10 protein-coding genes are annotated in these 10,975 nt (G+C 72.6%); 1 reads left to right on the forward strand and 9 read right to left on the reverse strand.

All coding sequences use genetic code 11. From position 1 onward, the window contains the following. Positions 1 to 134: 134 nt before the first annotated feature. The gene (gene fmt, locus IE153_RS09740; RefSeq protein ID WP_189589359.1) at positions 135 to 1,067 is read right to left on the reverse strand and encodes a methionyl-tRNA formyltransferase; all 933 of its coding nucleotides are present in this window, start codon (positions 1,065 to 1,067) and stop codon (positions 135 to 137) included. Positions 1,068 to 1,390: 323 nt separating this feature from the next. Here fmt and IE153_RS09745 point away from each other — a divergent pair, with 323 nt between their 5' ends. Continuing rightward, the gene (locus IE153_RS09745) at positions 1,391 to 1,942 is read left to right on the forward strand and encodes a hypothetical protein (protein WP_189589360.1); all 552 of its coding nucleotides are present in this window, start codon (positions 1,391 to 1,393) and stop codon (positions 1,940 to 1,942) included. 129 nt (positions 1,943 to 2,071) lie between these two features. On the opposite strand, the gene IE153_RS09750 is transcribed toward IE153_RS09745, so the two are convergent. The 8 genes from IE153_RS09750 to IE153_RS09785 form a co-directional block, all read right to left on the reverse strand. Continuing rightward, complete coding sequence (locus IE153_RS09750) at positions 2,072 to 4,225, reverse strand: primosomal protein N' (protein ID WP_189589361.1); 2,154 nt, start codon at positions 4,223 to 4,225, stop codon at positions 2,072 to 2,074. A 418-nt stretch (positions 4,226 to 4,643) separates the two neighbouring features. Next, a complete protein-coding gene (gene metK / locus IE153_RS09755; RefSeq protein ID WP_185009075.1) occupies positions 4,644 to 5,852 on the reverse strand; it encodes a methionine adenosyltransferase in 1,209 nt (402 codons plus the stop codon). A gap of 237 nt (positions 5,853 to 6,089) precedes the next feature. Next, positions 6,090 to 7,292, reverse strand: a complete 1,203-nt coding sequence (gene coaBC / locus IE153_RS09760; RefSeq protein ID WP_189589362.1) for a bifunctional phosphopantothenoylcysteine decarboxylase/phosphopantothenate--cysteine ligase CoaBC — start codon at positions 7,290 to 7,292, stop codon at positions 6,090 to 6,092. A 114-nt stretch (positions 7,293 to 7,406) separates the two neighbouring features. Continuing rightward, a complete protein-coding gene (gene rpoZ, locus IE153_RS09765) occupies positions 7,407 to 7,679 on the reverse strand; it encodes a DNA-directed RNA polymerase subunit omega (RefSeq protein ID WP_003988945.1) in 273 nt (90 codons plus the stop codon). A gap of 68 nt (positions 7,680 to 7,747) precedes the next feature. Continuing rightward, a complete protein-coding gene (gene gmk / locus IE153_RS09770; RefSeq protein ID WP_031105569.1) occupies positions 7,748 to 8,341 on the reverse strand; it encodes a guanylate kinase in 594 nt (197 codons plus the stop codon). Positions 8,342 to 8,399: 58 nt separating this feature from the next. After that, a complete protein-coding gene (locus tag IE153_RS09775; RefSeq protein ID WP_003977346.1) occupies positions 8,400 to 8,723 on the reverse strand; it encodes an integration host factor in 324 nt (107 codons plus the stop codon). Between the two features lie 277 nt (positions 8,724 to 9,000). After that, the gene (gene pyrF, locus IE153_RS09780; protein WP_189589363.1) at positions 9,001 to 9,846 is read right to left on the reverse strand and encodes an orotidine-5'-phosphate decarboxylase; all 846 of its coding nucleotides are present in this window, start codon (positions 9,844 to 9,846) and stop codon (positions 9,001 to 9,003) included. Beyond that, the gene (locus IE153_RS09785) at positions 9,843 to 10,949 is read right to left on the reverse strand and encodes a quinone-dependent dihydroorotate dehydrogenase (protein WP_189589364.1); all 1,107 of its coding nucleotides are present in this window, start codon (positions 10,947 to 10,949) and stop codon (positions 9,843 to 9,845) included. The genes pyrF and IE153_RS09785 overlap by 4 nt, the downstream gene beginning before the upstream one ends. Positions 10,950 to 10,975: the final 26 nt, after the last annotated feature.

Here is a 10,975-nt window from a genome sequence, read left to right on the forward strand (position 1 = left end):
AGGTGCTCCGGGGGTGAGGTGAAGTGCGCCGTCCAGCCTACGCCGCCGGGAGCTCGGCGAAACCCGCAAGCGGGGCACGAGCACCGGCAGGAGCACGGCAGGACCGGAAGACGGACACCCGGCCCGCGCCGGCGTCAGCCGCCGAGCCGCTCGCCCTCGACGATCCGCACCCCGCGCGCCCAGTCCGCCGCCCGCATCGGCTTCTTGCCCTGGGCCTGCACCCACAGCAGCTCGACGCCGTACGAGCCGGTGCCGACGTGGACGGTGTTCTTCCCGGCGGCGATCTGCCCCGGGGCGAGGTCCGTCCGGTCGGGCACGGGGGCGACCTGGATCAGCTTCAGACGCTCACCCCGGAAGGTGGTCCAGGCGCCGGGGGCCGGGGTGCAGCCCCGCACCATCCGGTCGACGCGCAGCGCGGGCGCGCCGAAGTCGAGGTGCGCGTACTCGACGTTGACCTTCGGGGCGAGGCTGATCCCGTCGGCCGGCTGCGGTACGGCCTTCAGCGTGCCGTCCTCGATCCCGTCCATGGTCGCCACGAGCAGCCCGGCACCGGCGAACGCCAGGCGCGTCAGCAGGTCCCCGCTGGTGTCGGTGGCCCGGATCTCCTCCGTCACCGTCCCGTACACCGGCCCGGAGTCGAGCCCCTCCTCGATCAGGAACGTCGAGGCTCCGGTGATCTCGTCGCCGGCCATGATGGCGTGCTGCACGGGCGCGGCACCGCGCCAGGCCGGCAGCAGGGAGAAGTGCAGATTGACCCAGCCCTGCGCGGGGATGTCGAGGGCGACCCGGGGCAGCAGCGCCCCGTAGGCGACGACGGGGCAGCAGTCCGGCCCGATCTCCCGCAGTCGCTCCAGGAACTCGGGGTCCTTCGGCTTCGCGGGCTTCAGCACCTCGATCCCGGCCTCCTCCGCCCGCTCGGCGACGGGCGACGCGACGAGCCTGCGTCCGCGCCCGGCCGGCGCGTCGGGCCGCGTGACGACGGCGGCCACCTCGTGCCGCCCGGAGGCGAGCAGAGCGTCCAGAGCGGGAACGGCGACCTCGGGTGTACCGGCGAAGACGAGCTTCATGGGGTGGTGGCGGCCTCTCGGGGCGGGAATCGGACGGGCGACGCCCAAGTCTATGAGCCCGGGACGGAAAGCCGCCGACGGCGCTCAGCCCCCCAGGAGAGCTCGGCCTCTTGAGAGGCTGCCGGCGACGGTGCGCGGGCGGGAGACGAGCGGCGAAGGCCACAGGCCGAGGCGCACACCCCGCGCAAACGGGCGCACGCATATGCCCCCACGCCCCCACACCGTGACCAGCGGAGCGAATCCGCGTTGGTCAAGACAGAGTTGACCACAGCGGGCCGCGATCGCGGCCCATTCCTTTCAACGCCGGTTCGAGAGGCTTGTTCATGGCCGACCACGCAACCCACGACGCCCAGGCTCGGGCCAGCCTGCACTTGCTGGTGCGGGACATCGAGCGGGTCCGCCGGCAGGTGGACGCACTGCGCACCCTCACCGCCCAGCTGGGGAACGTCTACCGCCCGCGCCGCTCCGGCCCCTCCACGGGCTTCGTCGTCTACGGACGCGCCCCCGCCCCGACGGTACGTCTCGCCCAGGAGCTGCGGGACAGTGTCGAGACCCTGGTGACGGCGGCCGTGGACTTCGACCGCTCACTCGGCTTCTCGTGGGACGCGGTGGGCTCCGCCCTCGGAGTCACCAAGCAGGCGGTCCACCGCCGTTACGGCGCCCGCCGTGCCACGGCCCAGTCGGCCGTGCCGGAGCCGGAGCGCACGCCGGAGCCGACGCCGACGGGCGGCCGCGCGGTCAATGTGACCACCGGTCTGCCCACGGTCCCGACGGTCCCCGCGGCCCGCTCCATGCCCACGCAGCCGACGGCCGGCAGCCCCGCACTCCGCGACGAGGCGCGGCCCACGGCCTTCCCGGGCCCGCGCAACGGCTGACACACCCTCTCCATGCCCTCCCGGAACGCCTCCGGGAGGGCAGCCGCGTCTCCGGGCAACACCGGACCCCAGGAGACACCCACCACCGCCATGCGCGGACCGCCAGGGTCCTCAAGCACCGCCCGCGGATCAGCCGATGTCGGCCGGGTCGACCCTCACCCACACACCTGCGCCGCTTCCGCTTCCCCTGGCCATCCGCGCTGCCTGCGCGGCCTTGAGCGCGGCGGCCAGCGCGGCCCCCCTGCCCGGCGGCACCCGCAGCATCGCCCGCTCCCACTGCTCCCCGGGCGGCGGCGCCCCGGCCCGCCGAGGCCGCCCGGCGTCGGGGACGGGCAACGGCACCGGCCCCAGCACCTCGGCCTCGGGCGGCAGTTCGGCCGCACGGAGGAAGTCGGCCACCGCCTCCGCAGGGCCCGACACGGCCGCCATCCGCGACACCGGCGGGAATCCCAGCTCGGACCGCTCGGCGAGTTCCCGCACCGCGTGTCCGACGGGATCCCAGCGGACGAGCGCCTGCACGGGCCGCAGCGTCGGCTCGGCCACGACCACCACCGTGCCGCCGGCCGACTGCGGCCGGACGAGGGACGCGGCCGCGAGCCACCGCCGCAACGCGTCCTCCCCGGCCCGCAGATCGGGCCGCCCGAGCATGGCCCACCCGTCCAGCAGCAGCGCCGCCGCGTACCCGCCCTCGGCAACGGGCTCGGCACCCGGCGTGCTCACGACCAGTGCGGGCGCCCCCGGCACCGTGTCGAGCACGTGCTCCCGCCCCGAGGTGCGGACCGGCACGGCGGGGAACGCCCGGCCGAGTTCCTCGGCAGTCCGCCGCGCCCCGACGACCGAGGCGCGCAGACGGAAGGCTCCGCAGTCAGGGCAGTGCCAGCCGCTCTCCTCGCGCCCGCACCACCCACAGTTCAGGGCACCGCCGTCCGGCGCCTCCAGCGGCCCGGCGCAGTGCCGGCAGCGCGCGGGCGCCCGGCAGTTGGCACAGGCCATGCGCGGCACGTACCCCCTGCGGGGCACCTGCACCAGCACCGGGCCGCTCCGCAGCCCCTCCCTGACGGCCTGCCAGGCGAGGGTGGGCAGCCGGGCGGCCCGGGCGGCCTCGTCCCGGGCGAGATCCTGGTCCCCGACGGTCCGTACCAGCGGAGCGGTGGCCCGAACCTGCTCCCTCCCCGCGACGAGCGGCCGGGCCCAGCCGCTCTCGACGAGCTGCGCGGCCTCCACCGTGCAGCCCCAGCTCCCCAGCAGGAAGCCGCACTTGTCCAGCGCGGCCCTCAGCAGGAGCACCTCGCGGGCGTGGGGCTGCGGGGCGTGTTGCTCGCTGTGGCTGTCGTCGCCGTCGTCCCAGAGGGCGACCAGGCCGAGGTCCTGGACGGGTGCGAACATCGCGGCCCTCGTCCCGATCACGGCCCGTACGGAGCCACGCCGCACCGCGAGCCACTGCGCGTACCGCTTCTCGGGGCCGGCGTCGGCGGTGAGCACCGCGTGCCGCCCCTTGCCCAGCAGCGAGGTCAGTGCGGCGTCGACCCGCGCGACCGCCCGTCCGTCGGGCAGGACGGCGAGCGCCCCGCGCCCGGAGGCCAGCGTCGCGGCGACGGCCCGGGCCAGCTCCTCGCTCCACTGCGGACCGGGCAGCGCGTTCCACACGGCCCGGGGCGCCCCGCCGGAGGCCAGGGCCTCCAGGAACGCCGCCCCCCGCTCGTACCGCTGCCAGGAGCCCGCTTCCGGCGCCGGGGGCGGTGGCAGCGGGTCGGGTGAGGACCGCTGCTCGGCCCGTGCGTTGCGCGGCGGTACGGCGAGCTGCAGGACGTCGGCGAGGCTGCCTGCGTACCGGTCGGCGACCGCCCTGGCCAGACCCAGCAGTTCCGCGCTGAGCACCTGCTCGGGCGAGACGACCTGGGCGAGGGCGGCCAGCGGGCCGGAGTAGTCGGACTCGGCCAGCCGCTCGACGAGGAACCCGTCGATCAGCCCGCCGCCCTCGCGCCGCCCCTCGCGCACGCGATGCCGCCCGGCCCCGAACCGGACCCGCACCCGCACGCCCGGCTGGGCGTCCGCGTCCAGTTCCTCGGGAACGGCGTAGTCGAAGTACCGGTCGAGATGGAGCACGCCCTTGTCGACCAGGACGCGCGCGACGGGCCGTTCCTTGGCGAGCGAGGCCCCCCGCCAGGTCCGCGGCTTGGCCCGGGGCGTCTTGGCCTTGCGCACACTGTCCCGGATGAGCGCGAGCTGCTCGGGCGGGGCACCCTCCGCCCCGCCGCCCGCCTGTTCGTTCTCGCTGCTCACGCTTGCATTCTTACCAAACACCACTGACAAGCGGGGGCGCCCGAGTTCCCTCGCGGTGACGGCGCGCACTCGCCTTGGACCACTCGGCCACGCCACCGGGCTCCGCCCGGCCGGCGGCGGGATTCGAACCCGCGGGGGCTGCTTCGAGCCCAGAAGTATCCGTCACCTTCGCACCGGGCGCCCCGGCGCTCTCCACCGTAGAGAGCGCCCGCCACCGCCCGCGAGCCGTTTTGAAGGCCCGCAGGGCAGGAACGGGCCCGCGCGAGGCGGGGGCGGACCCGGCAGGAGGCGGGAGTGGGCCGCCCCAGGCGGAGCGGGCGGCGCGAGGCGGAGTGGGCCGCCCCAGGCCCGGAGAGAACGGCGAGGCCCGGCCCCCCGAAGGGTGCCGGGCCTCACGCGATGCCCTGAAGGACGGGACTTACAGCCCCGCGGCCGTGCGCAGCGCGTCCACGCGGTCCGTCCGCTCCCACGTGAACTCGGGGAGCTCGCGGCCGAAGTGGCCGTACGCGGCGGTCTGGGAGTAGATCGGGCGGAGCAGGTCGAGGTCGCGGATGATGGCGGCCGGGCGGAGGTCGAAGACCTCGTCGATCGCCTTCTCGATCTTCTCCGTGTCGATCTTGGCGGTGCCGAAGGTCTCGACGAACAGGCCCACCGGCTCGGCCTTGCCGATCGCGTACGCGACCTGGACCTCGCAGCGGGTGGCGAGACCGGCGGCGACCACGTTCTTCGCGACCCAGCGCATCGCGTACGCCGCGGAGCGGTCGACCTTGGACGGGTCCTTGCCGGAGAAGGCACCGCCGCCGTGGCGGGCCATGCCACCGTAGGTGTCGATGATGATCTTGCGGCCGGTCAGGCCGGCGTCACCCATCGGGCCGCCGATCTCGAAGCGGCCGGTGGGGTTGACCAGGAGACGGTAGTTCTCCGTGTCGATCTTGATGCCCTCGTCCAGGAGCGCCTTCAGCTCCGGCTCGACGACGAACTCCTTGATGTCCGGAGCCAGCAGCGAGTCCAGGTCGATGTCCGAGGCGTGCTGCGAGGAGACGACGACGGTGTCCAGGCGGACCGCCTTGTCGCCGTCGTACTCGATGGTGACCTGCGTCTTGCCGTCCGGACGCAGGTAGGGGATCGTGCCGTTCTTGCGCACGTCGGACAGGCGCTTCGACAGGCGGTGGGCCAGGAAGATCGGCAGCGGCATCAGCGTCGGCGTCTCGTCCGTCGCGTAGCCGAACATCAGGCCCTGGTCGCCCGCACCCTGCTTGTCGAGTTCGTCCTCGTCGCCCTCGACACGGGACTCGTACGCCGTGTCCACACCCTGGGCGATGTCCGGGGACTGCGCGCCGATCGACACCGAGACGCCGCAGGAGGCGCCGTCGAAGCCCTTCTTGCTGGAGTCGTAGCCGATCTCGAGGATCTTGTTCCGGACCAGCGTCGCGATGTCCGCGTACGTCTTGGTCGTGACCTCGCCGGCCACGTGCACCAGGCCGGTCGTGATCAGGGTCTCGACGGCGACCCGGGAGGACGGGTCCTCGCGCAGGAGCGCGTCGAGAATGGTGTCGCTGATCTGGTCAGCGATCTTGTCGGGGTGACCCTCGGTCACGGACTCCGAGGTGAAAAGGCGACGGGACACAACGCTCCCTGGGGTTGCAGCGGCTGCTGGCTGATCATTGGCGGACGGCGGGGGCTGCACCCGGCGCCGTCCGTGGAACAGTTTACGGGTCACGCTTCGGCCACGGGCCCCCTGTCTCGCCACTCGGGAGTGCTGTGACCTGCGGCACGGGCATTCTGCCCAATGCCGAGCGACGTTGGCCAGAGGCGCCACGCCCCGATCGACCGGCTTTCGAGGGCGTGCACGGCGTCCGAGACATCAGCGCAGGCGCTCGGCCACCAGGTCCCACACCGTGTCGGCCAGGGCTTCCTTGGGTCCGTGCGCCACCGCGGTCTCGCTGCCGTCGGCGCCGAGCACGACCGCCTCGTTCTCCTCGGAACCGAAGGTCTTGCGCTCCCCCACCTCGTTCACGACGAGCAGATCGCAGCCCTTGCGCTTGAGCTTGGCGCGGCCGTTGGCGAGGACGTCGTCCGTCTCCGCGGCGAAGCCGACGATCACCTGTGCGGTGCGGGCCCGGTCCCCGGATATCTCCGCGAGGATGTCCGGATTACGCACCAGGGTGATCGGCTCCGGCTCCTGGCCGTCCTTCTTCTTGATCTTCCCCGCCGCGTACGCCGCCGGGCGGAAGTCCGCCACGGCGGCCGCCATCACCACGGCGTCGGCGTCGGGGGCGGCCCGCAGCACCGCCTCGCGCAGCTCCACGGCGGTGCCGACCGGCACGACGTCGACGCCCGCCGGGGCCGGCAGGGTGCTGTTGGCCGCGATCAGCGTGACGCGGGCGCCGCGGGCGGCCGCGGTGCGGGCTAGGGCGTAGCCCTGCTTCCCGGAGGAGCGGTTGCCGAGGAAGCGGACGGGGTCCAGGGGCTCACGGGTGCCACCGGCGCTGACCACGACGTGCCGGCCCGCGAGGTCGGGCTCGGCGACGCCCCGGGCCAGCACGCGGCGGCAGACCTCGAAGATCTCGCCCGGGTCGGGCAGCCGGCCCTTGCCGGTGTCGACGCCGGTGAGGCGGCCCACGGCCGGCTCGATGACGAGGGCGCCGCGGCGGCGCAGCGTCGCCACGTTCTCCTGGGTGGCCGGGTGCTCCCACATCTCCGTGTGCATGGCGGGGGCGAAGACGACCGGGCAGCGGGCGGTGAGCAGCGTGTTGGTCAGGAGGTCGTCGGCGAGGCCGTGGGCCGCCTTGGCGAGCATGTCGGCGGTGGCCGGGGCGACGACCACCAGGTCCGCGTGCTGCCCGATGCGGACGTGCGGGACCTCGTGCACGTCGTCCCACACCTCGGTGGAGACCGGGTGGCCGGAGAGCGCGGACCAGGTCGCGGCGCCGACGAAGTGCAGCGCGGAGGCGGTGGGCACCACACGCACGTCGTGGCCCGACTCCGTCAGCCGCCGCAGCAGCTCACAGGCCTTGTACGCGGCGATGCCCCCGCTGACCCCCAGAACGACCTTCGGCTTGTCCACGTCTCTCCCCGGACCTCGGCAACCGGCACACCGTACGACTCCATGACACACCACAGGCCCGGCAGTCGGCCTGCCGGGCCTGTGGACAAGTCAGCGTCAAGCTGTAAATCCTACTTACTGCGCCGGGCCCTCGACGGCCTCGGACGTCAGGAGCCCCGCGTTGATCTCGCGGAGGGCGATCGAGAGCGGCTTCTCGTGGACGTGCGTGTCGACGAGGGGACCGACGTACTCGAGGAGACCCTCGCCGAGCTGCGAGTAGTACGCGTTGATCTGGCGGGCACGCTTGGCCGCGTAGATCACGAGGCTGTACTTCGAGTCGGTGGCCTCGAGGAGCTCGTCGATCGGCGGGTTGATGATGCCCTCGGGCGCGGAGATGGAAGAGGACACGCTCTACCTTCCGATGGATGGGAAAGAATTTGTCGGGCTGATCGGCCGACCGTAACGATCGGCGATGGTCACACGACGTCCATCAAGGCTAGCAGCTCGCGAGCCACGTCCTCGACGGAGGTGTTGACCAGGGTGGTGTCGAACTCCGGCTCGGCCGCGAGTTCGATCTTCGCCGCTTCCAGCCGGCGCTCGATCACCTCGGGCGGTTCGGTGCCCCGCCCGGTGAGTCGGCGCACGAGCTCCTCCCAGGAGGGAGGGGCCAGGAACACCAGCTGGGCCTCGGGCATCGACTCGCGGACCAGGCGAGCACCCTGGAGGTCGATCTCGAGGAGCACGGGCTCACCGTTCTCCAGGCGCTCCTGCACGGCCGCTCGCGGCGTGCCGTAGCGATTGCCGGCGAACTCGGCCCACTCCAGCAGTTCCCCGTTGGCGATCAGCTTGTCCATCTCGTCGTCGGAGACGAAGAAGTAGTGGACTCCGTGCTGCTCGCCGGGCCGGGGCTTGCGGGTCGTCGCCGACACCGAGAGCCAGACCTCGGGGTGTTCCTTGCGCATATGGGCGACGACCGTGCTCTTGCCGACCCCGGAGGGGCCGGAGAGCACGGTCAGCCGCGGACGTACGTCCGGGGGTACGGGGGACGTCCCCCGGGGTGTTGCAGCCATGCAGCGATTATCCAGCAATCGCGGAGTGCCCGGGACTCGCTTCCCCGGAGCGCCCGGTTCAGGAGCCGGTGCTGCCGAACTCGCGCTCCAGGGAGGCGATCTGGTTGGAACCGAGACCCCGCACGCGGCGGCTCTCGGAGATGCCGAGTCGCTCCATGATCTGCTTGGCGCGGACCTTGCCCACGCCCGGCAGCGACTCAAGGAGGGCGGAGACCTTCATCTTGCCGATGACGTCGTTCTCCTGGCCCTGCTTGATGACCTCGTGAAGGGAGGCGCCGGAGTGCTTGAGTCGATTCTTGACCTCGGCCCGCTCCCGGCGAGCCGCGGCGGCCTTTTCGAGCGCGGCTGCGCGCTGTTCAGGGGTAAGGGGCGGAAGAGCCACGCCTACGTCACCTCGGATGTCGAACTGTCGGATACGGACCGGTGAGGAACCTAGTCGCCCCACACCTGGGGAGCCACGAGCAACACACGCTTGCCCGTTCTCTCGTCGGAGACTAGCGGGCAAGTCCGCCAGAGTCAGCGAGAACAGCGGAAAAGTCCTGGTCAGCCTTCATCTGAACGGACATTTAGGACATACTGCCCCGGATTTGAGGATGTATTCAGACTCAAGCGGTCCCCGGACCACTCATCGGAGGTCTCGCAGGAAGGTCCGGACCGCCTCACGAGGACGTCACGGCGTGACGGATCTCCTCCGCGAAGCGCTCGGCGGCGTCACGCAGAGCGACCGTGTCGGGACCGTGGCGTAGCACTCCCCTGCTGACGTTCGGCACGACGTTGCCCACCGCCGCCCCGAAGACCCCGGGAAGCTCGGCCGGCGTGGCGCCCTGGGCGCCGATGCCGGGTGCGAGGAGCGGACCGTTGATGTCCAGGTCGTACGTCGACAGATCACCGAGGGTGGCGCCGACGACCGCGCCGAAGGACCCCAGGGGCTTCTCCCCCGTGTTCTCGGCGGCCAGGTGCGCGAGCATCGTCGCTCCGACGTTCCGGCCGTCGGGCCGCACGGCGTGCTGGACCTCGCCGCCCTCCGGGTTGGAGGTCAGCGCCAGCACGAACAGTCCCGCGCCGCTCTCCCGGGCCAGCGCGACGGCCGGGCTGAGCGATCCGTAGCCGAGGTACGGCGAGACCGTCAGGGCGTCGGAGAACAGCGGTGCGTCCTTGTGCAGGAAGGACTCGGCGTACGCGGCCATGGTCGAGCCGATGTCGCCGCGCTTGGCGTCCATCACGACCAGCGCGCCCGCCGCCCGGGCCTCGGCGACCGACTTCTCCAGCACGGCGACGCCGCGCGAGCCGAACCGCTCGAAGAACGCGCTCTGCGGCTTGAGCACGGCGACCCGGTCGGCCACCGCCTCGACGACCGTGCGGCTGAACCGCTCCAGGCCCGCCACGTCGTCGTTCAGGCCCCACTCGGCGAGCAGGGAGGCGTGCGGGTCGATGCCGACGCACAGCGGGCCGCGCTCGTCCATGGCGCGGCGCAGGCGCGCGCCGAAGGGTTCGAGACCACTCATGCCGTCTTCCTCACGTCGGCGCCCACCGCGTCGGCGAGCGTGGCGTAGGGGCTGGTGGCCAGGCGTGCGGCGAGCCCCTTGTGGATGGAGCGGCCCCAGAAGGGCCCCTCGTAGATGAAGGCGCTGTAGCCCTGGACCAGCGTGGCACCGGCCAGGATGCGCTGCCAGGCGTCCTCGGCGTTCTCGATGCCGCCGACGCCCACGAGGGTGATCCGGTCGCCCACGCGCGCGTAGAGGCGGCGCAGGACCTCCAGGGAGCGTTCCTTCAGGGGTGCCCCGGACAGACCGCCGGTCTCCTTGACCAGGGTGGGGTCGGACTTCAGGCCGAGTCCCTCGCGCGCGATGGTGGTGTTCGTGGCGATGATCCCGTCCAGGCCGAGCTCGACGGCGAGGTCGGCGACGGCGTCGACGTCCTCGTCGGCGAGATCCGGCGCGATCTTGACCAGGAGCGGGACGCGCCGCGCGGAAACCGTGCGGTCGGCGGCCTCGCGGACGGCGCTCAGCAGGGGGCGGAGCGCCTCCGTCGCCTGGAGGTTGCGCAGACCCGGCGTGTTCGGCGAGGAGACGTTGACGACCAGGTAGTCGGCGTACGGCGCGAGCCGCTCGGCGGACTTCACGTAGTCCGCGACGGCCTCCTCCTCGGGGACGACCTTGGTCTTGCCGATGTTGACGCCGACGACCGGCTTGAAGACGGGCGTGCGGGAGGCCAGGCGGGCGGCGACCCGGAGCGAGCCGTCGTTGTTGAAGCCCATGCGGTTGATCAGCGCGCGGTCCTTGACCAGGCGGAACAGCCGCTGCTTGGGGTTGCCCGGCTGCGGTTCGCCGGTCACGGTGCCGATCTCGACATGGTCGAAGCCGAGCATGGCCATGCCGTCGATGCCGACGGCGTTCTTGTCGAAGCCCGCGGCGAGACCGAAGGGGCCGTGCATGCGCAGCCCGAGGGCCTCGGTGCGCAGCTCCTTGTGCCGGGGCGCGAGGGCGGCGGCGAGGAAGGTGCGCAGCACGGGCACGCGGGCGGCCAGGCGGATCCAGCGGAAGGCCAGGTGGTGGGCCTGCTCCGGGTCCAGCCGCTTGAAGACGAGACGGAAGAAGATCTTGTACATGGTGTCCTCACGAAGACATGGCGTCC

The sequence above is a fragment of the Streptomyces massasporeus genome (assembly GCF_014648995.1).
Classification (GTDB): Bacteria; Actinomycetota; Actinomycetes; order Streptomycetales; family Streptomycetaceae; genus Streptomyces; species Streptomyces massasporeus.